The organism is Allobosea sp. TBD101 (genome assembly GCF_059817965.1).
The window spans coordinates 1,480,264-1,505,580 of record NZ_CM187543.1; the positions used below are offsets into that span (position 1 = coordinate 1,480,264).

Annotated in this window: 22 protein-coding genes; 8 read left to right on the top strand and 14 right to left on the bottom strand. The window is 65.9% G+C overall.

The features are described 5' to 3' along the window. Positions 1-107: 107 nt before the first annotated feature. Positions 108-323: a DUF1737 domain-containing protein gene (locus tag AC6RIC_RS06925; RefSeq protein WP_454655663.1), complete on the bottom strand. Its 216-nt coding sequence runs from the start codon at positions 321-323 to the stop codon at positions 108-110. A gap of 19 nt (positions 324-342) precedes the next feature. Continuing rightward, a complete protein-coding gene (locus AC6RIC_RS06930; RefSeq protein WP_454655664.1) occupies positions 343-1,521 on the bottom strand; it encodes an acetyl-CoA C-acetyltransferase in 1,179 nt (392 codons plus the stop codon). Positions 1,522-1,828: 307 nt separating this feature from the next. Here AC6RIC_RS06930 and phaR point away from each other — a divergent pair, with 307 nt between their 5' ends. Together phaR and AC6RIC_RS06940 are read left to right on the top strand one after the other, a co-directional pair. Next, positions 1,829-2,431: a polyhydroxyalkanoate synthesis repressor PhaR gene (gene phaR, locus AC6RIC_RS06935; RefSeq protein ID WP_454655665.1), complete on the top strand. Its 603-nt coding sequence runs from the start codon at positions 1,829-1,831 to the stop codon at positions 2,429-2,431. Positions 2,432-2,649: 218 nt separating this feature from the next. After that, a complete protein-coding gene (locus tag AC6RIC_RS06940) occupies positions 2,650-3,753 on the top strand; it encodes a GGDEF domain-containing protein (RefSeq protein WP_499735618.1) in 1,104 nt (367 codons plus the stop codon). Positions 3,754-3,879: 126 nt separating this feature from the next. Here AC6RIC_RS06940 and AC6RIC_RS06945 read toward each other — a convergent pair whose 3' ends face one another. Next, positions 3,880-5,571, bottom strand: coding sequence for an EAL domain-containing protein (locus AC6RIC_RS06945; protein WP_499735619.1), 1,692 nt, complete (start codon positions 5,569-5,571; stop codon positions 3,880-3,882). 172 nt (positions 5,572-5,743) lie between these two features. Between AC6RIC_RS06945 and AC6RIC_RS06950 the strand changes: the two genes are divergently transcribed. Beyond that, positions 5,744-5,956, top strand: a complete 213-nt coding sequence (locus AC6RIC_RS06950) for a hypothetical protein (RefSeq protein WP_454655668.1) — start codon at positions 5,744-5,746, stop codon at positions 5,954-5,956. Positions 5,957-6,040: 84 nt separating this feature from the next. Here AC6RIC_RS06950 and rpmF read toward each other — a convergent pair whose 3' ends face one another. Together rpmF and mtgA are read right to left on the bottom strand one after the other, a co-directional pair. Continuing rightward, positions 6,041-6,226: a 50S ribosomal protein L32 gene (gene rpmF / locus AC6RIC_RS06955; protein ID WP_047582212.1), complete on the bottom strand. Its 186-nt coding sequence runs from the start codon at positions 6,224-6,226 to the stop codon at positions 6,041-6,043. Between the two features lie 170 nt (positions 6,227-6,396). Then, positions 6,397-7,065, bottom strand: coding sequence for a monofunctional biosynthetic peptidoglycan transglycosylase (gene mtgA, locus AC6RIC_RS06960; RefSeq protein WP_454655669.1), 669 nt, complete (start codon positions 7,063-7,065; stop codon positions 6,397-6,399). A 127-nt stretch (positions 7,066-7,192) separates the two neighbouring features. Between mtgA and AC6RIC_RS06965 the strand changes: the two genes are divergently transcribed. Continuing rightward, the gene (locus tag AC6RIC_RS06965) at positions 7,193-8,140 is read left to right on the top strand and encodes a polyprenyl synthetase family protein (RefSeq protein WP_454655670.1); all 948 of its coding nucleotides are present in this window, start codon (positions 7,193-7,195) and stop codon (positions 8,138-8,140) included. Between the two features lie 91 nt (positions 8,141-8,231). On the opposite strand, the gene AC6RIC_RS06970 is transcribed toward AC6RIC_RS06965, so the two are convergent. Continuing rightward, complete coding sequence (locus AC6RIC_RS06970; RefSeq protein ID WP_499735620.1) at positions 8,232-9,473, bottom strand: histidine kinase; 1,242 nt, start codon at positions 9,471-9,473, stop codon at positions 8,232-8,234. Positions 9,474-9,504: 31 nt separating this feature from the next. Continuing rightward, positions 9,505-10,797, bottom strand: a complete 1,293-nt coding sequence (locus AC6RIC_RS06975; protein WP_454655672.1) for an adenylosuccinate synthase — start codon at positions 10,795-10,797, stop codon at positions 9,505-9,507. 305 nt (positions 10,798-11,102) lie between these two features. Here AC6RIC_RS06975 and AC6RIC_RS06980 point away from each other — a divergent pair, with 305 nt between their 5' ends. The 3 genes from AC6RIC_RS06980 to AC6RIC_RS06990 all read left to right on the top strand — a co-directional run bounded on the left by AC6RIC_RS06980 (position 11,103) and on the right by AC6RIC_RS06990 (position 14,448). Continuing rightward, the gene (locus tag AC6RIC_RS06980; protein WP_499735621.1) at positions 11,103-12,311 is read left to right on the top strand and encodes a M20 aminoacylase family protein; all 1,209 of its coding nucleotides are present in this window, start codon (positions 11,103-11,105) and stop codon (positions 12,309-12,311) included. Between the two features lie 232 nt (positions 12,312-12,543). Then, positions 12,544-13,740, top strand: coding sequence for a M20 aminoacylase family protein (locus AC6RIC_RS06985; RefSeq protein WP_499735622.1), 1,197 nt, complete (start codon positions 12,544-12,546; stop codon positions 13,738-13,740). A 123-nt stretch (positions 13,741-13,863) separates the two neighbouring features. Next, positions 13,864-14,448 carry a tyrosine phosphatase family protein gene (locus AC6RIC_RS06990; RefSeq protein ID WP_499735623.1) on the top strand — a complete coding sequence of 195 codons (585 nt, stop codon included), beginning with the start codon at positions 13,864-13,866 and terminating at the stop codon, positions 14,446-14,448. A 16-nt stretch (positions 14,449-14,464) separates the two neighbouring features. Here the strand turns inward: AC6RIC_RS06990 and AC6RIC_RS06995 are convergent, their stop codons facing one another. The 3 genes from AC6RIC_RS06995 to AC6RIC_RS07005 form a co-directional block, all read right to left on the bottom strand. After that, complete coding sequence (locus AC6RIC_RS06995) at positions 14,465-16,180, bottom strand: mucoidy inhibitor MuiA family protein (protein ID WP_499735624.1); 1,716 nt, start codon at positions 16,178-16,180, stop codon at positions 14,465-14,467. 159 nt (positions 16,181-16,339) lie between these two features. Further along, a complete protein-coding gene (locus tag AC6RIC_RS07000; protein WP_499735625.1) occupies positions 16,340-16,657 on the bottom strand; it encodes a DMT family transporter in 318 nt (105 codons plus the stop codon). Between the two features lie 298 nt (positions 16,658-16,955). Next, on the bottom strand, positions 16,956-17,837 hold the full coding sequence (locus tag AC6RIC_RS07005) for a type 1 glutamine amidotransferase (RefSeq protein WP_499735626.1): 882 nt from the start codon (positions 17,835-17,837) through the stop codon (positions 16,956-16,958). Between the two features lie 84 nt (positions 17,838-17,921). Here AC6RIC_RS07005 and AC6RIC_RS07010 point away from each other — a divergent pair, with 84 nt between their 5' ends. Continuing rightward, positions 17,922-18,860: a DMT family transporter gene (locus AC6RIC_RS07010; RefSeq protein ID WP_499735627.1), complete on the top strand. Its 939-nt coding sequence runs from the start codon at positions 17,922-17,924 to the stop codon at positions 18,858-18,860. Positions 18,861-18,864: 4 nt separating this feature from the next. Here the strand turns inward: AC6RIC_RS07010 and bla are convergent, their stop codons facing one another. The 4 genes from bla to AC6RIC_RS07030 form a co-directional block, all read right to left on the bottom strand. Continuing rightward, positions 18,865-19,866, bottom strand: a complete 1,002-nt coding sequence (gene bla, locus AC6RIC_RS07015) for a class A beta-lactamase (RefSeq protein WP_499735628.1) — start codon at positions 19,864-19,866, stop codon at positions 18,865-18,867. Positions 19,867-19,935: 69 nt separating this feature from the next. Continuing rightward, on the bottom strand, positions 19,936-21,525 hold the full coding sequence (serA, locus tag AC6RIC_RS07020) for a phosphoglycerate dehydrogenase (protein WP_499735629.1): 1,590 nt from the start codon (positions 21,523-21,525) through the stop codon (positions 19,936-19,938). A 227-nt stretch (positions 21,526-21,752) separates the two neighbouring features. Continuing rightward, entirely contained in the window at positions 21,753-22,931 is a 1,179-nt protein-coding gene (locus AC6RIC_RS07025) for a phosphoserine transaminase (RefSeq protein WP_499735630.1), read from the bottom strand. Between the two features lie 92 nt (positions 22,932-23,023). After that, positions 23,024-24,553: an anti-phage dCTP deaminase gene (locus AC6RIC_RS07030; RefSeq protein ID WP_499735631.1), complete on the bottom strand. Its 1,530-nt coding sequence runs from the start codon at positions 24,551-24,553 to the stop codon at positions 23,024-23,026. Positions 24,554-25,317: the final 764 nt, after the last annotated feature.

Consider the following 25,317-nt stretch of genomic DNA (forward strand, 5'->3'; position numbering starts at 1 on the left):
TGTGCGTTCTTGCAGACGCGAATTGGCGATCCAGTTCTTTGTTTCAGCATCGGATTGACCCGAAAAATGCATTCCACTTTTCGGTCCGATGCTCCGGCTTGCCGCCGTTATTGTTCAGATAGTTTCAGGGTGGGCGCGTAATCCGCGTCCACGTCCTTGATGATGGCCTGGCCACAGATGACACGGCCCTGGACCGCGTCGAAGGTCAGGGTGGGCTGGCCGTAGAGCGACCAGCCGAGGCTCAGCGCTTCGGAAACCCGATGACAGAAGGAGGCGTCATCGGGGCCGGTGAGATAGCGGTAGAGCGTGGTACGCTTCGCCATGGGTTGTGAGGCGCTTGTCTCAGCGCTCCACGGCCATGGCGACGCCCATGCCGCCGCCGATGCAGAGCGTGGCGAGGCCCTTCTTGGCGTCGCGCTTGGCCATCTCGTGCAACAGCGTCACCAGCACGCGGGCGCCGGACGCGCCGATCGGGTGGCCGATCGCGATCGCACCGCCATTGACGTTGACGATGTCCGGGTTCCAGCCGAGGTCCTTGTTGACCGCGAGCGCCTGCGCCGCGAAGGCCTCGTTGGCCTCGACGAGATCGAGATCGCCGACCTTCCAGCCAGCCTTCTCGAGCGCCTTGCGGGTCGAGGGGATCGGGCCGGTGCCCATGATCTGCGGGTCGACGCCGGCCGTCGCCCAGGAGGCGATGCGGGCGAGCGGGGTCAGGCCGCGGCGGGCGGCTTCCTTGGCGGTCATGATGACGAGCGCGGCGGCGCCGTCATTGATGCCGGACGCATTGCCGGCGGTCACCGTGCCGTCCTTCGAGAAGGCGGGGCGCAGCTTGGCCATGGCTTCCAGCGTCGCGCCATGGCGCGGATACTCGTCGCTGTCGACGACGATGTCGCCCTTGCGGGTCGAGATCGTGACCGGGGCGATCTCGTCCTTGAACCGGCCGGCCTTCTGTGCGGCCTCGGCCTTGTTCTGCGAGGCGACGGCGAAGCGGTCCTGCTCCTCGCGGCTGATCTGGTACTTGGTCGCGACGTTCTCGGCGGTCGTGCCCATGTGGTAGCCGTGGAAGGCATCCCAGAGGCCGTCCTTGATCATGGTGTCGACGAACTTGACGTCGCCCATCTTGGTGCCGGCACGCATATAGGAGGCGTGCGGAGCGAGCGACATCGATTCCATGCCGCCGGCGACGATGACGTTGGCATCGCCATTGGCGATCTGCTGCAGGCCGATGGCGACGGTGCGCAGGCCCGAGCCACAGAGCTGGTTGAGGCCCCAGGCAGTCTTCTCCTGCGGGATGCCGGCGGCCATCGCAGCCTGGCGGGCCGGGTTCTGGCCCTGACCGGCGGCGAGCACCTGGCCCAGCACGACCTCGTCGACCTCGGCGGCCTCGACCTTGGCGCGGCGCAGCGCTTCCTTGATCGCGACGGCGCCGAGATCATGGGCGGGAGTATTGGCAAAAGCGCCGCTGAAGGCGCCGACCGCCGTGCGCGCAGCGCCAACGATCACGATATCCGAATCTGCCATGAGAGGTATCCTCGCTTTGTTGTTACGGTTGCGCCGCTCCCGCCGGCTCAACCGCTCCCCGTCACCTTCGAAGCCTGCTGCGGCGCCGTCAAGACGGGCGAGAGGCGAAATTGACCGGGCTGCCGTCGACGGAGTGACGCAAGGGAGGGCGTATCCCTGCCGGTGCAGGGGCTTCGACGGTTTTTTGCAGCGCCCGCTCAAAGAGCTTGCGGTGCAGCACCGACAGGCTATCGTCTGACCATGGGAGACCGTTTCGCCGAGCACGTCGGAACCACCGACGGCCGCGGATCAACGTCAAGCAGGACCGATGGCTAGCGACAAAGAACCGACCGTCATCAAGAAATACGCCAATCGGCGTCTCTATCATACGGGCACGAGCTCCTACGTAACCCTGGAGGATCTCGCCGGGCTCGTGCGCTCGGGCGAGGATTTCGTGGTCTACGACGCCAAGTCCGGGGAAGACATCACCCGCTCGGTGCTGGCGCAGATCATCTTCGACGAGGAGGCCAAGGACGGGCAGAACCTGCTCCCGATCGCCTTCCTGCGTCAGCTCATCCGCTTCTACGGCGACAGCATGCAGGCCCTGGTGCCGCGCTATCTGGAGTTCTCGATGGAGAACCTCACGCAGGAGCAGAGCAAGTTCCGCGAGCAGATGACCAAGGCCTTCGGTGGCTCGGCCTTCGGCGGCAACCCGCTCGACGCCATCCAGGCCCAGACGCGGGCGAACATGCAGATGTTCCAGGAAGCCTTCCGGCTGTTCAACCCGTTCACCGCGGCGGCGCAGGCGAAGCAGGAGGCTGCGGCCGGCGCGAAGCCTGCGGCGGAAGCGGCCAGCGGCGATCTCGGCGATCTCAAGCGCGAGCTCAGCGAGATGCGCGAGCGGCTGGACAAGCTGTCACGCTCGCGCTGAGACGACCCTGACCAAATTGAGCCGCGCTCTCGGGGAACGAGGGCGCGGTTTTTTGTTGGGTGGGTAGCCGGCGCGCCGGGTGGAGCAGGTCCGAAGGGCCAATTCCCGCCGGGCTTGCGGGAATGCGCGGCAACATGTGATCAATTGACTTCGTACAGGATCAATCGAGGACGTGCGGGGGGCGCGTCGTAGCAGCTTCTGCGGGGTCGAGGGAGTTGATGGTCGACGGTGCCAATCTCGCCCATGCCGTTGCCGACCAGGCCGGCATAGCGGCTCTGGTCACGCTCCTCTATTCGGAGGTGGTTCGTCTCTACAAGGGCAATGGCTGGACCAGGAACGTCGTTCTCGCTGCCATTTTCGGAGTTGGCGTCGTGCTCACGATGCTTGACCCGTTGCAGATCAGCCCAGGTATTCAGATCGACGGCAGGAACATACTCATCGGTCTCGCGAGCTTTCTGCTGGGGCCGGCTGGCGCAGCCGTGACGCTGGCCTTCGGTTTCGCGATACGCATACCGACGGGTGGAAGCGGCCTCGTCGCTGGCCTTCTTGGAATGACCCTGACCTCCGCGGCGGCCCTCGCGTGGCGCTGGCGCGTAGGCCGGCGCTTGGGCGCATTGCGCTTCACCGATACGATCTTGCTCGGCCTGCTCATCAACGTGTCCATCTTGAGCCTGTTCGTCCTGCCATGGCACCTCGCCTTGGACGTTCTCAGGACAGGCGGCCTTGTCGTCATCGTGTCCAATCTTTCCGGCAGTCTCCTCGTCGGCTCCTTGCTGGCCCGCGAAGACAAGCGAATCCTCGCAGAATCGAGAGAGCGCCTGACCTCCCGGACCGACCCGCTCACGGGGCTCGCGAACCGTCGCGGTTTCGAGGAAAGCCTGTCCGCCGTCGGTTACACGCAAGGCGGTGGAACGCGGCTCACCTTGCTTCTCCTCGATGTCGACAAGTTCAAGGCGATCAACGACACCTACGGGCATGTGCGGGGCGATCATGCGCTGCAGGAGATCGCGGGCATCATCAGGAGGCACATTCGTGCGCATGACCTGGCGGCCCGACTCGGCGGCGACGAATTCGTCATTGTGCTCGATGGCGCGACGGTCAAGGTCGCGCGAGACGTGGCAGAGCGAATCTGCAGCAGCGTCCGCCATCGTTTCGGCGGGCCCGACGAGATGCCTGTCACAGTCAGCATCGGGATCGCCGGCGTGCAGTCCCGGTCCGTCGACGCAAGCGCTCTGATCAGTGCAGCGGATGCTGCTATGTACCAGGCCAAGGAGAGTGGCGGCGGTCGCGTTTTCTCCCGCGAGCTCAGGCACTCCGCATAGGTCTTCGCGGGCGAGGCCTGAAGTCGTCGGAACCCGCCTCCCTTTCTCGCTAGGGTGAGCTCGTTTGGCTACGGGTCGGGAGCGGCCCATAAACCAGCCGCTTCCTCTATGAGAACGACGCCTGCCTCAGCCGAGCGCCAACCGGCGCGGCGCGACCTGCGACGGCTCGACAACTTCCGCCCGGCCGACAAGATGGCCCTGCAGATAGGTGACGCCCCAGTCGCGCAGCATGCTCGCCTGCATCTCGTCATCGACCCATTCGGCGACCGTCTCGACGCCGAGATGGCTGGCGAGCTCGACCAGCGTGCGAACATAGAAGCGGTCGTCGGTCGAGCGGCGCAGATTCTGCGTGAAGGCGCCGTCGATCTTGAGGATGTCGATCGGGAAGGCACGCAGGTGCCGCAGCGAGGTATGGCCGGCGCCGAAATCGTCGATAGCGACGCGCGCGCCCTGCTCCTTGATGCGCCCGAGCAATTTGGCGATGCGGTCGGGATTCTCGATCGTCGCGGTTTCCGTGATCTCGACGATGAGGCGCGAGGCCTTGTCGCGCGCGGCGGCCGTGCAGGCGACGAAGGCGTCGAACCATTCGGGGTCGTTGAGGGAGCGCGGCGAGACGTTCACCGAGAGGGAGAGGTTCGGATCGGCACCGAGCATCTCGATCGCGAGATCCAGCACGCGCTGGTCGAACAGCCTGACAAGGCCGCGCCGTTCCAGCATCGGGATGAGCTCGGCTGAGGCGAAGTAGAGGCCGGTCTCGCCCTGGCCGACGCGCAACAGCGCCTCGTGGAAAGCGATCTCGCGCGAAGCCGTCCGGACGATGGGCTGCAGGGCCAGGCGCACGCGGCGGTCGTTCAGGGCGGCGATGGCCTGGACGTCGAAGCCGGTCTGCTCGTTGCCGGGGCTGCGCCGCGACTGCGGCTTAGCCATGACGGCGGTGTCGACGGCGCCGGCCCGCGCGCTCGCCAGCGCGCCTTCCGCGGCGGCCAGCAGCGTCCCGCCATGGGAGCTGAGCTCGGGCGCGCTGGCGGCGCCGACGCGCAGACGCACCAGCGTGATGCCGCGGCTGGTTTCGATTGCCGATTGGGCGACGACCTTGATGAAGCGGCGGGCGGCGGGCTCGACCTGCTCGGGCGGGCAGCCGACGAGGAGAATCGCGAAGCTGTTGCCGGCATAGCGGACGAGATGGTCGCGCCGGCGCGTCACCGAGCGCAGGCGTTCATGGACGGTGCCGATGATCTCGTCGGTGGCCTCATGGCCGAAATCGTCGTTGAGACGGGCGAGTTCGTCGATCGCCGCGACGAGCACGACGACCGGCCGCTCCGCCGGAAGATGCTCGTTCAGGGCCAGGCCGATTCGTTCGACCAGGGCGGGACGGTCGCAGAGCTCGCTGCCGAACTGCTCGAGTTCGTCGGGGCGGGCGGCGCGTTCGAGCCTGAGCACGCCGCGCGCGCTCGCAGGATAGCCGTCGCTGCCGGCGAACCAGCGGCCGGTATCCTCGGCCCACATCTTGCGGCCGGCGAGATCGATCGCGTAGCGGGTGCGGTAGATGACGCCTTCGCCGCTGTCATGCTCGCTGGAGCAGAAGATCGCGTCGTAGCGACTCGGGCCGCTGCCGGGCTCGACCAGGCCGGCAAAAGCGAGGCCGCGCTGCATCGCCTGTTCGGGAATCGCGCCGAGAACCTCGCGGGCATTCGGCCCCCAGCTCAGCGTGTCGGCCTGGATGTCCCAGCCATAGACCACTTCGCCGATCGAAGAGAGGATGCTGCGGGGATCAACCGGGCCGCCATTCTGGAAGCTGAAGATCGACGGGGAGGGCATCGGTCGGCCTCTAGAGGACGGCTGCGGAGCCCCGTTCTGGTGCTTCGTCACCCTGTCCATGAGATGGGAAGTGCTTCGAAACGATGCGGTATTTCTGATTAACGCTGCGTTAAGGCTGGCCGCCGCCTTGCAACAAGAACTCCGTCACAATTGACCTGTGCCGGAGTGAGACATGGCCGAAGCCGGAAGCTCGACCCAACGGAATGCCGCCGATGCCAACGCATCCGCGCTGGTGCTCCTGCAGGCGGCTGCGGCGCGGGCGGAGATCGGCCCCTTCGCCCGGAGAGGTCGGGCGAGCCCGCAAGCGGCGGCCAGCTTCTACCGGGCGGCGGCACGGCTTGTCGCGCCGGCCGGAAAGCCCCGCCTGCAATCGGCGCGGGGCTGAGGCAAAGAAAAACCGGCCTTGCGGCCGGTTCCAATCTCGCATCGGCAAGCCGGCATCGCTGCCGGCGCCAAAAACCAGGACGCCTCAGGCGTCGGTCTTGACCTTCAGCACCTGACGGCCGCGATACATGCCGCTCTTCAGGTCGACATGGTGCGGACGGCGCAGTTCACCCGAGTTCTTGTCCTCGATATAGGTGGGCTGCTTCAGGGCATCGGCCGAGCGGCGCATGCCACGCTTCGACGGCGACGTCTTTCTCTTCGGAACGGCCATTCTACTTCTCCATCATGCCACCGCCCGGACGCTGGCCCAAGGCCACGCATCCGCCACGGCGACGGATCAATCTCGTGAGGCGTTGGCCTTACACCGTCAGGGCGCGGATGGCTAGTGCCGAATCCGGAATTCTTCGCCGGCATGGCGGATGGCGCCCGAGATCCTGCCGATCAGCCGGGCAGGGCGCAATCGCCGAGCGATCCGAGCTGGCCGAGTTGGCGCAGGCTGCGGCCGGCGGCGGATTGCAGCGCCCGATTCGGCTTGGCGGGATTGCGCAGCAGCGGGTTGGGCAGTGCGCCGGCGAGTCGCGCCGCCTCGGCGGGGGTCAGCCGGGAGGCGGATTTGCGGAAATAGCGCTGCGCCGCGGCCTCGGCTCCGAACAGGCCTTCGCCCCATTCGGCGACGTTGAGATAGACCTCCATCACGCGCGGCTTGCCCCAGACGAGGTCGATCGCCATGGCGAGGGGAAGCTCCAGCCCCTTGCGGATGTAGGAGCGGCCCGGCCAGAGAAAGACGTTCTTGGCGGTCTGCATGGTGAGGGTCGAGGCGCCGCGGCTCGGCCCGTCGTCGTTCTCCAGCACCTTGTTGAGCTCGACCCAGTCGACGCCGCCATGGCTGCAGAAGCGCTGATCCTCGGAGGCGATGACGGCCCTGACGAGATGCGGGGAGATCTGGTCCAGCGGTACCCAGTCGCGCTCGACGGGCCTGAGCACCAACCAGCGACCGAGCATCAGGGTCGAGGGTACGGGGACGAAGCGATAGAGCACGATGGCTGCGGCGAGGATCAGGAGCAGCCAGATGGCGAGCCGGAAGCACAGGCCGAGAATCCTACCCAGCACCTTGCTTCACCCTCGCTACGGTTCGATCGGCCCGGCCATCATGGCCCCGGCCCGAGGCGGCGCAGCTTGACGATGCGACGAACGTCCGGCAAGGCCCCCCTTCCGGCAGCGAACGCGAGACCTGCGCATGAGTTCCGTCCCTCTTTCTGCCAACCCCGGCGATCTCGATGCCCGGCTGGCGCAGAATGCAGCCGCCATCGAGGCGCTGCTGGAGGCCCTGCTGTCCGATGCCGCAGTTCCGGGCGAACTCGCTCGACCGGCGCGTCTGGTCGCGGCGATGCGGCATGGCGCCCTCGGCGGCGGCAAGCGGCTGCGGCCCTTCCTGACGGTCGAGACGGCAAGGTTTCTCGGTGTTCCAGCCGAGCGGGCACGACGCGCAGGCGCGGCCGTCGAGCTGCTGCACTGCTATTCGCTGGTGCATGACGACCTGCCGGCGATGGACGATGACGACCTGCGCCGCGGCCGGCCGACCGTGCACAAGGCTTTCGACGAGGCGACCGCGATTCTGGCCGGCGATGCGCTGCTGACGCTCGCCTTCGAGGTTCTGGCGGACGAGGCGACGCATGAATCCGGCGCGGTGCGCGCGGCGCTGGTGACAAGCCTCGCGCGGGCCTCCGGTCTCGGCGGCATGGTCGGCGGGCAGATGCTCGACCTCGCCGCCGAAGGGCGCTTCGAGGCGGTTCGTGGCGCGCTTCCGGAAGCGGAAATCCGCAGGCTCCAGGCGATGAAGACCGGGGCGCTGCTGGCGGCGAGCGTCGAGATCGGCGGCAGGCTGGGCGGCGCGGATGCGGCGGCGCTGGCCGCGCTCGGCCGCTATGGCCGGGCCCTGGGCGCGACCTTCCAGATCGCCGACGACATCCTCGACGTCGAATCGGATGCCGCGCAGATGGGCAAGGCGACGGCCAAGGACGCCGACAAGGGCAAGGGCACGCTGGTCGGCGCGCTCGGCCTCGACGGTGCCAAGCGCGAGCGCGATCGGCTGTGCGCGGAGGCCGTGGAGGCCCTGGCGGGCTTCGGCCCGGAGGCGGATACGCTCCGGGCCGCGGCGCGTTTCGCGGCCGAACGGAAGAGCTGACGAAGGGCGCGGGATCCCCTCTCCTTACAGTAGAGGGTTCCCCGCGCAATCTGCGCGTCTCTGGAAAAGACTGTGTCCGGCGCGCAGCCTCTTACCGCCAGCGGCCGAAGGCGTCGGCGAGCGTCTGGCTGCCGGAGACGCCCTTCTCGAAGGTGATGATGCCGCGCCGGCCCGAGGCGAAGCGCACGGGCACGTCGATCCAGGCGCGGCTGAGGATGAGGTCGACATTGCGCTCGACCTCGACCGGCACGTTCGACAAGGCTGCCACGAAGAGATTGTCGCCCAGCGCCGAGTTGATCGCCGAGAGCGGCGCGCCGCGCTCACCCTCCGCGGTCTTGAACTGGGGAACACCGACTTCCTTGACGGCCTGGGAGGCCGGGTCGCCCGTGCTGGTGAAGCGCAAGCCGATGATGTGCGAGGCCGGGAAAGCCGAATCGGTGTTGCGGCGGATGGTGAAGTCCAGGCTCAGGCCGACATCGGGAATTTCGACCGTCGCGCGCACGATGGTCTCGATCGGCCGGCCCTGGCCGGCGCTCTCGCTGTCGAGGCGCCAGAACACGCGGCCGCTCGAGGTCTGCGGCTGCTGCGGGGTCTCGGGGACCTCGACGAAGAGCACGGCGCGCTGGGCGACCGCGATCTCGCCGCCGGGCTGCGGCACGGGGATGCCGGGGGCGCTGCCCTGCTGGTTCCCCGCAGGGCGGTTCTGCTGGGGCGTGCCGGGTTCGCCGGCACGCTCGGCGATCTTGCCGCCGTTCTCGGGCTGGGGGCCTTGTGCCCGCTGCGCGGTCTCGCCGTTCGGGCGCGACGTGTCCTGGGGCCGGAGCTTGTGGACATAGATAGCGGTGGCAGCGATGGCTGCGACGGCAACCGCGACGACACCACCGACGACGGCGGAACGGATATGGCCGGGCTTGACCCGTCGTTCGCGCGGCGGCTGCACGCGCGGCCGGGCGGCCTGCGGCTCGGCCGGCTCGGGCAGGGGGGCGCCGTCATCCTGTCCGGCGGCGGCGGGCAGCGGCGCGAATTCCGGCGCCTTCTTCGGCATCGGCGGGCGGATCGGCAGGGTCGGGTTCTCGACGGTGCGGATCACCGGGCCGTCCGATGCCGGCGGCGGGGCGGGCGCCTCGTCGTAATCCGCCTCGATCCGGGCGACGGCCTCGTCGAGCGCGAGGCGCTCGCGCATGATCTCGGCCTCGCTCAAGGGCGGGTCGAGGCTGCGCAACTGCGCGACGAGCGCCGTCCGCGCCCGATCGTAGATGGCGCGCCGGGCCTCCGGGGAGGTTTCAGGCAGCCCGGCGACCGCACGCGCCAGGATCGGATAGAAGTCGGCCATTGGCCTCACTTGTCGCTGATGAAGCCTGCCGTCAACCCTCGAAAGGATTATGGACGAGGATCGTATCGTCGCGCTCGGGGCTGGTCGAGAGCACGGCGACGGTGGCGCCGATCAGCTCCTCGATGCGGCGGACATACTTGATCGCCTGCGCCGGAAGATCGGCCCAGGAGCGGGCATTGGCGGTGGAGCCCTCCCAGCCTTCGATCGTCTCGTAGATCGGCTCGACGCGGGCCTGGTCGTTCTGGCCGGCCGGCAGGTGTTCGAGGATCTGGCCGTCGAGCTTGTAGCCGACGCAGACCTTGATCTCCTTGAAGCCGTCGAGGATGTCGAGCTTGGTCAGCGCGATGCCGTCGATGCCGGAGGTCTTGACCGTCTGGCGCACGAGGCAGGCATCGAACCAGCCGCAGCGGCGCTTGCGGCCGGTGACCACGCCGAATTCCTTGCCCTTGGTGCCGATCAGCTCGCCGATTTCGTCGAAGAGCTCGGTCGGGAAGGGACCCTCGCCGACGCGGGTGGTGTAGGCCTTGGCGATGCCCAGCACATAGCCGACCGCGGAGGGGCCCATGCCGGAGCCGGTCGCGGCCTGGCCGGCGACGATGTTCGAGGAGGTGACGAAGGGATAGGTGCCGTGGTCGACATCGAGCAGCGCACCCTGTGCGCCCTCGAACAGGATGCGCTTGCCGGCGCGGCGCTCGGCATCGAGCAGCGCCCAGACCGAGGTGGCGTAAGGCAGCACCTCGGCTGCGATCGCCTTGAGCTGGCCGAGCAGCTCCTTGCCGTCGACCTCGCCGATGCCGAGGCCGCGGCGCAGCGCGTTGTGATGGGCGAGCAGGCGCTCGATCTTGGCCTCGAGCAGGGCCTCGTCCTTGAGATCGATGACGCGGATGGCGCGGCGGCCGACCTTGTCCTCATAGGCCGGGCCGATGCCGCGCTTGGTGGTGCCGATCTTCATGCCGGCATTCGAGGTCTCGCGGAAATGGTCGAGCTCGCGATGCAGCGGCAGGATCAGCGTCGCGTTGTCGGCGATGCGCAGGTTGTCGGGGGTGATCGCTACCCCTTGCGCGCGCAGCTTGGCGATTTCCTCGACGAGGTGCCAGGGATCGACGACGACGCCGTTGCCGATGACCGAGAGCTTGCCGGGGCGGACGATGCCGGAAGGCAGCAGCGAGAGCTTGTAGACGACGCCATCGATGACCAGCGTATGGCCGGCATTATGACCGCCCTGGAACCTGACGACCACATCGGCCTGGCTGGAAAGCCAGTCGACGATCTTGCCCTTGCCCTCGTCGCCCCACTGGGCGCCGACCACCACAACATTCGCCATGAGCGAGGTGTCCCTGCTGTTACCGCGTTGCCTTGTGCAAGCGGCCCGCGCAAATGCAAAACCCCGGCGCAAGGCCGGGGTTTCGGGGCAGGTCCTTGCAAGCCCTCATGGGCCAACACGGCCCGCAGGTCAAGTTTTCCGGCAGTCCGGGCCGCGATTTGGCTGGATAAACTGCCGGAGCATGGCGGCCCTGCAGCATCTGCGCAGTGATGCTGCCACAATCGGGCGTAAGGGCTATGGGCCAGCAGGCGGCACTGGAGGGGCCATGCCGCGCGCCGGCCACAGGAGAGGGGATTTCACCGACCATGACGAAGCTCGACGCCTGGCTCGACCAGCATCACGCCGCCTTCACCGCGATCCGCCGCGACATCCATGAGCATCCCGAACTCGGCCTCGAAGAGGTCCGTACGGCCAAGCTCGTCGCCGACAAGCTGCGCGAGTGGGGTGTCGAGGTCACCGAGAACGTCGGCAAGACCGGCGTCGTCGGCGTGATCCGCGGCAACAGGCCGGGCCGGGCCGTGGGCCTGCGCGCCGACATGGATTGTCTGGCGCTCGATGAGACGACGAACCTGCCTTATTCCTCGAAGAATCCGGGCCGGATGCATGCCTGCGGCCATGACGGGCACACCACGATGCTGCTCGCGGCGGCGCGCTATCTCGCCGAGAACCGCGACTTCGCCGGTACCGTCAACCTGATCTTCCAGCCGGCCGAGGAAGGCCGCGGCGGCGCCAACGCCATGCTCGCGGACAAGCTGTTCGAGCGTTTCCCCTGCGACGCGATCTACGGCCTGCACAACACGCCCGGCATGGCGCCCGGCACCTTCGGCACCACGGTCGGCCCGTTCCTGGCGGCGGCTGATTTCTGGAAGGTCACCTTCCACGGCGTCGGCGGCCATGGCGGCTCGCAGCCGCATCGCTCGACCGACATCACCTATGCCCAGGCGCATTTCGTGCTCGGCCTGCAAGGCATCGTCGGCCGCAACGTTCCCCCGCTCGACACGGCGGTGATCAGCGTCGGCTTCATCCATGGCGGCGACGTCAACGCCTCGAACGTCATTCCGTCCGAGCTCGTCATCGGCGGCACGGCGCGGACCTATTCCATGGAAGTGCGCGATACCGTCGAGCGGCGCATCGCCGAGCTGGCGGCAGCCACCGCGCAAGCCTGGGGCTGCAAGGCCGAGGCCTATTACCATCGCGGCACCAGCCCGTTGATCAACGAGGCCGAGCAGGTAGCGGTCGCGGTCGCGGCGGCGACGGCGGCCGTCGGTGCCGAGAACGTCAACGGCCAGCTTCGTCCGGGCACGGGCGGCGAGGACTTCGCCGAGATGATGCTGGTCCGTCCGGGCGCCTTCATGCGCATCGGCAACGGCGTCAATCCGGACGGCTCCTTCGTCGGCCTGCACACGCCGCTCTACGACTTCAATGACGCGATCATCCCGGACGGCGTGCGCTACTGGGTCGGCGTCGTCGATCAGGAACTCGGGCAAGGCCTGCGCGCCGTCGCGGCAGAGTAGCGCTAGGTATCTCTACGTCTCCGGTCGCTCCGAGCGACCGGAGACCAGCACCATTCCCAGCCGTTCCACATGGGGGCCGATCCGGGCTTCGCTCCGGCTGGCGCGCTGTTTCGGGCGGGGGCAACTGACCGAGACGTTCGACGTATTTCGAAGAATTCTACGCCATGGAGCGGATCGGGACACCGTCTGAGCTCACGTTCCCGATGCCGCAGGAGAGGGGAAGACACCGATCATGACCAAGCTCGACGCCTGGCTCGACCAGCATCACGCCGCCTTCACCGCGATCCGCCGCGACATCCATGAGCATCCCGAACTCGGCCTCGAAGAGGTCCGCACCGCCAAGCTCGTCGCCGACAAGCTGCGTGAGTGGGGCGTCGAGGTCACCGAGAATGTCGGCAAGACCGGGGTCGTCGGCGTAATCCGCGGCAACAAGCCCGGCCGGGCCGTGGGCCTGCGCGCCGATATGGATTGTCTGGCGCTCGATGAGACGACGAACCTGCCCTATTCCTCGAAGAATCCGGGCCGGATGCATGCCTGCGGTCATGACGGGCATACCACGATGCTGCTCGCGGCCGGGCGCTATCTCGCCGAGAACCGCGACTTCGCCGGCACCGTCAACCTGATCTTCCAGCCGGCCGAGGAAGGCCGCGGCGGCGCCAATGCGATGCTCGCCGACAAACTGTTCGAGCGCTTCCCCTGCGATGCGATCTACGGCCTGCACAACGTGCCCGGCATGCCGGCCTCGAGTTTTGGCATCAATGTCGGCCCGTTCCTGGCGGCGGCCGATAGCTGGAAGGTCACCTTCCGCGGTGTGGGCGGCCATGGCGGCTCGCAACCGCATCTCTCCACCGACATCACCTATGCCCAGGCGCATTTCGTGCTTGGCCTGCAGGGCATCATCGGCCGCAACGTCGCCCCGCTCGACACGGCGGTGATCAGCGTCGGCTTCATCCATGGCGGCGACGTCAACGCCTCGAACGTCATTCCGTCCGAGCTCGTCATTGGCGGCACGGCTCGCACCTACTCGCTTGAGGTGCGCGACATCGTCGAGCGCCGCATCGTCGAGCTCGCGGCGGCGACCGCCCAGGCCTGGGGCTGCAAAGCTGAAGCCTTCTACCGTCGTGGCACCAGCCCGCTGATCAACGCGGCCGAGCAGGTCACTGTCGGCGTCGCTGCGGCGAGCGCGGCGGTCGGTGCCGAGCGCGTCGAGGACAAGCTTGCGCCAAGCACGGGCGGCGAGGATTTCGCCGAGATGATGCTGGCGCGACCCGGCGCCTTCATGTTCATCGGCAACGGCGTCAATCCGGACGGCAGCTCTGCCGGCCTGCATACGCCGATCTACGATTTCAACGACGCGATCATCCCGGACGGCGTGCGCTACTGGGTCGGCGTCGTCGATCAGGAGCTCGGACAGGCCAAGGCCGCCTGATGACGAGCATCGCGGCCGGCCCTCCGGGGCCGGCTGCAATCATGCAGGGCAGCCCGTCATTCCCGGCGGTTGTGTAGCCGGCGCAGCAGCGGTAAGCGGCTGGCTCCGCAGCGGAGGCGCGCCATGAAGACCCTGTCTATCTCGACCCTGACGATCTGCGGCATCGATGAACTGCCCGGCAACAGCGCCCGCGAGGTGACGCATGTGCTCTCCGTGCTCGATCCTGACCGGGCCGAGATCGAGGCCTTCGGGACCTATGGCGAGCATCATCGCGTCACGCTGCGCTTCCACGACATCATCGATCCGCGCCCCGGCCAGATCATGCCGACGCCTGAGCATGTCGGCGAGATCATCGGCTTCGGCGAGGGCCTGCGCGAGACGGCGACGGGCCGCGTGAAGGGTCATCTGCTGGTGCATTGCCATATGGGCATCTCGCGCTCGACGGCGGCGATGATGACGCTGATGGCGCAAGCCGATGCGGCCGAGGACGAGGATGCGCTGTTTGCGCGCCTGCGCGAGATTCGGCCGCAGGCCTGGCCGAATTCGGTGATGATCGGCTTCGCCGACGAGCAGCTCGGCCGTGGCGGCCGGCTCACCCAGGCGCTGCGGCGGCACTACGCCCACCAGATCGAGGCGCAGCCGCAATTCCGGACCTGGATGAACGATCTCGGCCGCAAGCGCGAGATCGAGATGGGTCTGACGCTCTGAGGCGAAAGCCTCCGGCTCACTTCCCCGGCAGCGGCTGCTCCTCGTACGAGAGTTCGCGGTCGCCCGGCCATTTGATGCGGTAGGCGAGCTTGATCTCCTTCTCGGCGCCTGCGGCGAGATCGAAGGTCCATGAGGCGACGCCGCGCCGGTCGCCGACCTGCTTCTCGGTCGGCGGCGTGGTCTGGGCGGCGATGGTCTCGACCGTGATCCCGCTGCTCTCCGAGAAGGGGATGCGCTCCAGTACGGTGACCTTGACCGGCTTGGCGTGCAGGCTCTTCACCACCGTGCGGAATTCGCGCAGATCGGTGCGGGTCTGGCCGAGCCAGCTCGGCTCGTTCTCGCGGCGCTTCACCGGCGCGAACGAGACCTTGATCCGGTCGTCGGCGCCGAAGCCTAGCTCGACCTTGTCGCCGGGCGCGACGAGATTGAACTGGCCCATGCCGACATAGGTGCCGTCGCGATGCAGCGCGATGCGGCCGGCGAGCAGCGGCGCCTCCTCGTCATGCGTGAAGCCGGCCTCCAGATAGGCCTTCTGCTCCAGCTCCGGCACGGTGCGCGCGGCGAGCGTCGCCTCGGCCTTGCGCTGGGTCAGCGTCACCGTTTTGGAATTGCCGTCCTGCGGGATCGTGGCGCGGCCGGGCACCTGGAAATTGGCCTGATAGGCGCCGGCTTCGATCGCGGCCTCAGTGACATCCGCCGCAATGACCGGCTTGGCGAGGCTGTCTTCGGGTGCAGGCGCTGCCGGGACGGCCATGCCTGCCGCCCGGCGCTGCAGCGCCGAGGCCGGAGCCGCCTTCTCCGCTTCCGCTTTACGCGCCAAGGCCTGGGCCCGCGCACGGGCCTCGGCCATGATCTGCGGCTCGAAGAAGGCGACCTGCATCGGGGTGAGGTCGGGTGCGCGGGTGCCCCCCGTCGAGCGCGTGGTCGAGAGCGTGAGCGCAACATCGTCCCAGGCTTCGCCGCTGCGCTGGCGGATTTCGGCGCGGCGCGTCAGGGCGATTTCCGGCTTCTCGCCGGTCGTCGTCAGGCGGGCCTCGTAGGTCGGCGTCCAGTTCGCGCCGGTGACGCGATAGGTCACGGTGAACTCGGCCGCGACCGGCTGCGGCGCCTCGACGGCGATGGCAATGTCGCGCTTCGGCGCGCCGGGGCGGCCGGCTTGCGGGCGCGCGCGCTCCAGCGCCGCGATCTCGGCCTCGACATCGGAGAGGCGGTTGCGGGTGCCGCGCAATTCGTCCTGGACCTTGACCAGCGCGGTGCCGATCGCCTCGAACACTGCCGGCCAATCGGCGACGGGCAGGGCCTTGCCGTCAGGGCCGAGCTTGTCGGGGCCGACCTGTGCGAAGCGCTCGATCGTGGCGCGCTTCGATTCGATCGCGCCGATCTGGCCGGAGAGCTTCTCCTTCTCGTCGCGCAGCGTCCTGAGCTTTTCTTCCAGCACCGTGTCCAGCACGGGCCTGGCGTCGCCGGGGGTGATACGGACATCGACCGCGCCGACCGAGAAGGTGCCGTCGCCCTTGCCTTCGACGCGGATCGAAGCGGGGTCGATCGTCGCCGGCAGGCCACGGAGCACGATCTGCGAGGCGCCTTGCAGCAGATTGGTCTTGCCGAGGCGTGTCACCACCGCTCCGTCCGGAAAGACCGTGACGCGGTCGATCCGGCTCGACAATTCAGTCTCGGCCGCGGCGGCGAGGCCGGGTGCCAGAATCAGGGCGGCGGCAATATGGCTTCGCATCGAAATCATCCCCTCCAGATCGCAATCACGTCACCGTGATAGACACTGCCGAATTCGGCGTGTCCAAGGCGGAATTGGGCCGGAATGCGGATAGGCGGGGCGGGTTTGCGAAACATCCTGCATTCGCAGGAGCGGCAGGGCCTGCCTAGGCTGCCGCCGTCAGCTCGCCGAGAGCTTCATCATGACGAGGCCGGAGACGATCAGCGTCGCTGCCGCGATCCGCATCGGCGTCAGTGCCTCGCCGAGCACGGTGACGCCGACGATGAAGGCGCCGACCGCGCCGATGCCGGTCCAGATCGTATAGGCCGTGCCGAGCGGCAGCGAGCGCATCGCCAGCGAGAGCAGGGCGAAGCTGCCGATCATCGTGACGATGGTGATCGCGGTCGGCACCGGGCGCGTGAAGCCGTCCGACTGCTTCATGGTGAAAGCCCAGACGATCTCGAGAATGCCGGCGGAAAACAGATAGAGCCACGCCATAGCGGGTCCCCCATGGTTTGCCGGGTCGTCCCGGCACATGTCCCAGGTTGGGGGAGGTCGTGGCCTCGCGGTGCCTAGCTAGCCACTAGAGAACCGGATGGCAAGGCTACGGATACGTCGCTTGCCGACAAGAGGCGGGTCATCCCGGACAGAGCGAAGCGGAGATCCGGGATCCATGCCGGAACCTTCGCCGGAAGCGCTCTGGCATGGATCCCGGGTCAAGCCCGGGATGACCCGCGTGGTGCCAAAGCTTTCGTGTCGGCGTCGGCGTGGATCGTGATGGCGCGAGACGGACGGCTCAGGCGCGGCTGCGGGCGCTGGCATGCGGCTTGACGCGATGCTCCATGAAGTTGCGAAGCTCGGTGACGCGGCGCTCGGCGTCGAGCACCTCGCGGTCGAGGCCATGCGCCCAGGCGAGATCCTGCCGGTTCGGCTCGGCATCGAGCGTCAGCATGTCGTCGAGCCAGGCTTTCGCGGAAGCCTCGTCCTTGCGGAAGCCTTCCTTGATCATCAGCGGCACGCGGCGATCGAGGATCGCGACGATCTGCTTCAGCGAGAATTCGGGGTGGTACTGCACGCCCCAGAAGGTGCCGCCATTATGCTTGATCTCCGCGGCCTGGACCTGGCTGTAGGCATTGGAAGCGAGGATCGTCGTGCCATGCGCCGGCAGGGCGATGGTGTCGAGATGGATCGCGGGGGCATCGAAGGCGGCCGGGCGGCTGGCGAGCAGCGCGTGGTTCCTGCCGACCTCGGTCGGCGCGATCCTGCGGGCGAAGCCGGTCTCGCGGCCCTTCGGGTTGGCGGTGACCGTGCCGCCGGCCGCGACGGAGCCGACCTGGATGCCCCAGCAGGAGCCGAAGCAGGGCGTGCCGCTGGCATAGATCGCACGCATCAGGTCGATCTGGCGGGTCACCGGCGGGGCGGTGTCGTAGATGTGCAGAGCCGAGCCGGTCAGGAAGATGCCGTCATAGGATTCGAGCCCTTCGCCGTCGGGGAGGTTCGCGCCCTCGTCGGCCGGCAGGCAGATATCGGAGACGATGCCGGGTTCGAACGCCGCGATCTCGGCCGCATAGGCCTCGCCATAGGCCATGCCATAGGACTGGCGCAGGCCTTCGCGAGTGTCGCGCATGTTACCGTCGACGAAGAGCAGGCGGAGCGGGCGGGCGCTGGTTTCGATCATCGGGATGTTCCGCAAGGGATGCGCAGGGCGACGGGCAGGTGTGCGCCCGATCTCATATGAGCCGGGTACACGCAAGGGTATTGCATGAGCCCTTTCTCGCAACAGGGCGGAAACGTGCACCCTACCCAGACCTGGCTGCAACGCGCCTGGGGCAATGCCTATCTGCTGATGGTGTTGACCACTTTGATGTGGGGCGGCAACGCCGTGGCGAGCCGGCTCGCCGTCGACAACATCTCGCCGATGATGCTGACCTCGCTGCGCTGGGTGGCGGTCTGCGCGATCATGCCCTGGCTGCTGCGAGACCAGTTGCGCACGCATTGGCCGGTTCTGCGCGCGCATTGGCGGCTCATCGCCGTGCTCGGCACGCTCGGCTTCACCACCTTCAACACGTTGATGTATCTCGCGGCCTATTCGACCAGCGCGATCAATATCGGCATCTTGCAGGGCTCGATCCCGGTCTTCGTGCTGATGGGCGCCTTCCTGGTGTTCCGCACGAAGATCACATTGATGCAGGGGATCGGCGTCGCGGTGACGCTGCTCGGCGTCGCGGTCACGGCGAGCCGGGGCGACATCCATAGCCTCATGGCCTTCCGCTTCGTGCCGGGCGACCTGCTGATGATCATCGCCTGCGTGCTCTATGCCGGCTTCACGGTCGGCGTGCGCAAGCGGCCGCCGGTGCCGGGCCTCGTCTTCTTCACGGCGATGGCGAGCTTCGCCTGCGTGGCCTCGCTGCCGCTGCTCGCGACCGAGATCGCGCTCGGCCGCTCCTATATCCCGACGCCGCAGGGCTGGCTGATCCTCGCCTTCACGGTGATCTTCCCGTCGATCGTCTCGCAGTTGTCCTTCATGCGGGCGATCGAGCTGATCGGGCCCGGCCGGGCCGGCGTCTTCGTCAATCTCGTGCCGGTCTTCGCGCCGATCCTGGCCGTGCTGATCATCGGCGAGCCCTTCGGGCTCTATCATGCATTGGCGCTGGCGCTGGTGCTCGGCGGCATCTTCATCGCCGAGCGGCTGGGACGCTAGGGCCTCAGCGCAGCGCGGAGACCGCAAGCCGCGCCACCTCCGCCAATGCCGCCGTACGCTCGTCGGCATCGGCGCGCGAGCCGGCGAGATAGGTCACGATGACGAAGCGGCGGCCATCCGGCAGCGTTGCGACGCCGATATCGTTGGTGGCGTGGTTGATTCCGTCCGTGGTGAGGCCGAGCCCGGTGCGATGGGCGAAGCGCGTGCCTGCCGGCAGGCCGGCCTTGAGCCGGTCGGTGCCGACCTTCGATTCCGCGACGATCTTCTCGATGAAGGCGGTGTGGGCGGGGTCGCGCAGCCAGTTGCCCTTGGCCAAGGCCTCGAGGAACTGCGCGCTCGCCTCCGGGGTCGAGGCATCGCGCTTGTCCTTCAACGCATTCGACAGGTTGGCGATGCGCAGGCGCGGCCGCATCGCCTTGAGCTCGGCGCGGAAGGCCTTCTCGTCGACGACCTCATCCCAGCCGAAGCCTTTGAGCCCGTAGATCTCCGGCTGGAACAGGCGTTCGTAGCGATCGATGGACATGCCCTGGACGCCGCCGTCGCGCAGCATCTTGGTCACCACCTGGGGCCCGCCGATCTCACGCATGAGCAGGTCAGCTGCGGTATTGTCGCTCTCGCCGGCCGCGAGGCGGATCAGTTCGCGCAGCGGGTAGTCGTTGCGCTCGCCCTTGAAGGCTTTGGCCAGCGGGCTGTGGAACAGCGAGAAATCCTTGCGGGTGACGGTGATCGGCTGGTCGAGCCTGAACTTGCCGGCCTCGACCTGCTGCAGCACGGCGACCGCCAGCGGCAGCTTGAACACGCTCTGCATCGGGAAGGTCTCGGAGCCGCGATGCGACCAGAGCTGGCGGTCACGCAGGTCCATGAGCGCGACGCCGAGCCGGCCCTTGGAGGCCTGCTCGATGCCTTCGATCGCCTTGTCGAGCTTGTCGCGGTCCCAGTCGGCGAGGGCCGGAACGGCCGTCAGGCAGGCGAGGGCAACAGCGGCGAGGCGAAGGCGGGCAGACATGGAAATCCCCTGTGGCGTGCACCACAGGGGACGAGAATTGCGGCGGCGCTGGGGCGCCGGACTGGCGGATCAGAAGCGCAGGCGCCGGGCGCGTTTGACCATCGGGATCGCGTGGATCTTGTCGAGCAGTTCGTCCGAGATCGGCTCGTCGACCGAGACATAGCAGATCGCGTCGCCGCCGGGCTTGTCGCGGCCGAGCGCGAAGGTCGCGACATTGACGCCGGCGCCGCCGAGCAGCGAGCCGAACTGGCCGATGAAGCCCGGCTTGTCGGCGTTGCGGACATAGAGCATGTGCGGCGCGAACTCGGCATCGACCTGGATGTCGCGGATCTCGACGATGCGCGGCTTGCCGTCATGGAAGACGGTACCGGAGGCATGGCGCGGCATGTCCTCGGCATCGACGACGATGCGGATGACGCTTTCGAGATTGCCGGCGACCTCGCGGGTCAGCTCCTCGACGACGATGCCCTTCTCCTTCGCGATCAGCGCGGCATTGACCATGTTGATCTCGGGCAGGAACGGCCTGAGCACGCCGGTGATGGCGGCAGCCGAGATCGCCTTGAGGTTGAGGCTCGCGACCGCACCCTCATACTCGATGCGGATGCCCTTGACGGCGGCTTCGGTGAGCTGGCCGAGGAAGGAGCCGAGCTTCTCGGCGAGATCGACGAAAGGTTTTACGCGCGGCGCTTCTTCCGCGGTGATCGAGGGGAAGTTGACCGCGTTGGTGATGGCGCCCTTCAACAGGTAGTCGCTCATCTGCTCGGCGACCTGCAGCGCGACATTCTCCTGCGCCTCGTTGGTGGAGGCGCCGAGATGCGGCGTGCAGACGACGTTCTCCAGACCGAAGAGCGGGTTCGTCTCGGCCGGCTCCTGCGAGAACACGTCGAAGGCAGCGCCGGCGACATGGCCGGACTTGATCAGATCGGCCAGCGCCTGCTCGTCGACGAGGCCGCCGCGGGCGCAGTTGATGATGCGCACGCCCTTCTTGGTCTTGGAGAGGTTCTCGGCCGAGAGGATGTTCTTGGTCTTCTCGGTCATGGGTACGTGCAGCGTGATGAAGTCGGCGCGCTTCAGCAGGTCTTCCAGCTCGACCTTCTCGACGCCGAGCGCGACGGCGCGTTCCGGCGAGAGATAGGGGTCATAGGCGATAACGCGCATCTTCAGGCCGATGGCGCGCTCGGCGACGATCGAGCCGATATTGCCGGCGCCGATCAGGCCGAGCGTCTTGGCCGTGATCTCGACGCCCATGAAGCGGTTCTTTTCCCACTTCCCGGCCTGGGTCGAGGTATCGGCCGCGGGGATCTGGCGGGCGAGCGCGAACATCATGGCGATGGCGTGCTCGGCGGTGGTGATCGAGTTGCCGAAGGGCGTGTTCATCACGATCACGCCGCGCGCGGTCGCGGCGGGGATCTCGACATTGTCCACGCCGATGCCGGCGCGGCCGATGACCTTCAGGTTCGTCGCCTGCTCCAGCAGCTTGGCGGTCGCCTTGGTGGCCGAGCGGATGGCGAGGCCGTCATACGCGCCGATGATCGCTGCGAGCTTGTCCTTGTCCTTGCCGAGGTTCGGATCGAAGGTCACGTCGATGCCGCGGTCCTTGAAGATCTGGACGGCGGCGGGGGAGAGGGCGTCGGAAATCAGGACCTTTGGTGCGGGCATGGGAGGCTCCGGCTGGCGCCGCGCTGCACAGGGAGCGGTCTGGCGCTGAGAAGGGGGAGGGGCGCAGCTCTCCTTCTCCCCTCGGGGGAGAAGGTGGCTCGGCGAAGCCGAGACGGATGAGGGCAGCGCAGGTCGAAAACGTTGGCGGTGGCGAGGGCCAGCGGCGACTGTCGCGTTGCCCTCACCCCAACCCTCTCCCCCGAGGGGAGAGGGGGCTTAGGTCGCGCTTACGCCGCCTTCTTGCCCAGTGCCGCCTTGGCCTCGGCGAAGGCATAGGCGATCCAGGGCAGCAGCGCCTTCACGTCGCGCGACTGGACGGTGGCGCCGCACCAGATGCGGAGGCCGGGAGGGGCGTCGCGGTAATGGCCGAGATCGTAGCCGGCGCCGGCCTTCTCGATGATCGAGACGACCTGCTTGGCGAAGGCCGCCTGCGCGTCCGCCGGCAGGGCGGTGACCGCCGGGTCGGTGAACTTCAGGCACACGCTCGTGTTGGAGCGCGTCTTCGGCTTCACGGCCAGGAAGTCGATCCAGTCGTTCTCGCGCACGAACTTGGCGATGACGCGGGCATTGCCGTCGGCGCGCTTCACCAGGCCGTCGAGCCCGCCGACCTTCCGGGCCCATTCCAGCGCGTCGATATAGTCCTCGACCGCGAGCATGGAGGGGGTGTTGATGGTCTCGCCGGTGAAGATGCCCTCGATCAGCTTGCCGCCCGAGGTCATGCGGAAGATCTTCGGCAGCGGCCAGGCCGGCTTGTAGCTTTCGAGCCGGGCGACGGCGCGGGGCGAGAGCACGATCATGCCATGCGCGGCCTCGCCGCCGAGCACCTTCTGCCAGGAGAAGGTGACGACATCGAGCTTCTGCCAGTCGAGGCGCTGGGCGAAGGCGGCGGAGGTGGCGTCGCAGATGGTCAGCCCCTCGCGATCGTCAGCGATCCAGCTCGCGTCGACGACGCGCACGCCCGAGGTGGTGCCGTTCCAGGTGAAGACGACGTCGCGGTTCTTCGTGTCGACCTTCTTGAGGTTCGGCAATTCGCCATAGGGGGCGTCGAAGGTGCGGACGTCAGTGAGCTTGAGCTGCTTGACGACATCGGTGACCCAGCCGGCGCCGAAGCTTTCCCAGCTGACCATGTCGACGCCGCGGGCGCCGAGCAGGGACCAGAGCGCCATCTCGACGGCGCCGGTATCGGAGGCCGGCACGATGCCGATGCGGTAATCGGCGGGAACCTGCAGCACTTCGCGCGTCAGGTCGATCGCAGCTTTCAGCTTGTCCTTGCCGATCTTGGCGCGGTGAGAGCGGCCGAGCGGGGCGTCGGAGAGGTTCTTGAGGGCCCAGCCGGGGCGCTTGGCGCAAGGGCCGGACGAGAAGTTAGGCACGCGCGGACGCGTGGCCGGAACGGTATTCGCCATCGATGTCTCCATCCTTACAGATGGGCGCGCCCCGTTGGGGGGGCGTGTCCCGTCGATGGGGGTAGAGCCGCTGGGGGTGGGGAGTCAAGGTTTTAAGAAACTGGGCGTAAGCCTTTCGCATCCCGAAGGTCGTTGAGCGCTTTTAAGCCTTCGCGGACCACTTGTTTCTCCAATTCTACGTAGAACGGGGCTATTAGATTCACGTTCGGTCGTTTATTGTCGGATATATATTCGACGAATTTCCCGTTCTTCTTTCTGCTGTTTCGTTCAAATAATTCTCGATATCTTCTGGGCGTCACGCCGTAAAAATGGTCGAATTTTACAGAGTTGTATTCTTCGAACTCGCCTCTATTTTCACCTTCGACTTGGATTGAATCAAGGTGAAGGTCTGATGCAAGACTTTTTGGGTACGGTTCAAGGAATATCACTTTCTCTATGCCAGCGGCGATAATGTGCTTTGCGCACATGTGACAAGGGAATGTTGTGCAGTATAGGGTTGAATTTTTTAAAGCTAAACCGAGTCGTGCTGCGTCGCTTATTGCAGACATTTCCGCATGAACTATTCGACCATATTCGAGCGCGTCCATGAATTGAGATTCGCTAATTTTTGGAAGATTGATGTATTCCTCAAAGGGAGTGCTAATGTCGGACGCATCATATATCTCCCGCAGAATTTCCTTTTTCCGTGCGTCGTTCGAATCTTGGAGACGCGTGTACTCGCGTGAATCAAAGGGAGGCTCGTCGCACCAATAGGTTCCGCCCAGCGCCTTTGGTACCTCATTTGATCCCATTGATATTATTTCGCCGGTCGAGCGAAAGATTGCTGCCCCGACTTGTCGTGACAAATCCAAGGTCCGCAGCGCGGCGGCCTTTGCGACAAACATAGCGTATTCTTGTTTTGTCGGAGATGTTGAGTTTGAAGAAAAAAGAAGCTCTGAGAACCTATTAATCTGTTTTGAGACGGAGTCCCTGCCGGCAAGGTCGTTATTAACGATAAAATCGGCGTCGTGGAATATCTTTGTTACACGTTGCCCGTGCTCATGATATTTTTCGTTCTCGTCTCGTGCTACAAGTGAAAGTGCCAAAGGCCGCGTTTCGGCTTGATCGGCGGTATTCCGCTCGTGCGCCAGTTTTTTTGATAAATAACTTACTCTTGATTCTTTTTTTGAATAAACTGATATCTGATAGAATAATCTACCATACACTTGTCTAAGTAAATCTATTTCTTCTTTTCGTTTAAATTGATGAATAATATAAACCCTTTTTTGGTATGATATCTCTGAATTGTTTTGAATCTCGGTGTCTCTGAGTTTCAATATGCGAAATATAGTATAAGCGGCTAAGATGGAATTGTCTTTAAATTCCTCCCTAACTGCGTTTCCAAAATTTATATAGCTATCAATTCTGTTGTATGAGTCTTTAGATTTCAGGTCGAGAGATAGTTTCGTGTCCCTTTTAATGTTCTTAAAATAATCAGTGACTTTAAGTTTGAAGACTTTGTATCCGTTAGATACGAATTCTTTCGACAAACAGTCGATCGTCTGCTGAATATCTACGCCGACTGGCGAAACTAATCCGATGAACAATTCTGGGAACTCAAGCTTCTGAAGTGCGTTTTGCACGTTAACGAGCCCTTTACGTTCTGCTACGATGATTCGCTCACGGGGAGAGAGCCATGCAACCGAAATCTATAGTTCGTCCTGCTGGCCTAAGGAATACTAAGTCCGTAGAATCGTTGGTGAAAAGAAGCTCTGACTACTACGCCATTTGGCTTAGGGCTATGGATTGTGCTGAGGCCGTTCAGTTTCCCACGACCGAAGTCCGGAACGTAGGGCAAGGGCAGCACCCAGAATGGCGCCCAAAGGGCTGAGATTTTCGACAACTCACGTAATTGGCGTCCGTCTTAGTCGTCGGGCGCCTTTTTTTGTACCCGGTGCTAATTGGGATTGCTCCTACCTTCTCACAACGACATCAAAGCTCATTAAGCGCGCGTTAGCGGCCCTGCGCTGGTCAGGGGCGCGCGAAGGCGGTGTGTTTACTGATATTTATCCCCGCCCTCCCACACCGCGCCTATCCTCGCCCCACCTCGTCCCCGAGGGGCAGCCATCCGGAGGTATGCCGTTGGCGGGGCGGGGGCGGCGCCTGCGGGTGGGGTTACGACCCACTCCCGGGAGGCTTCGGGGCACCGCCCTGGGGGTACTACGGCCCCTGTGCGAGGAGCTCGCTGGAAGGCATGGCGGCACCGCATCTGCGGGGCCGAAGACGCGACAAGGCCGGCAGCGGACCGAAAAGCGGCTCAGCCCGTTTCGGGATCATCCGCTGCACGAGACAAAGGAGATCGCGCAAGCGTCTCTGCCGAACTGGTGTCGAGGCTCGCAGGTCAGCG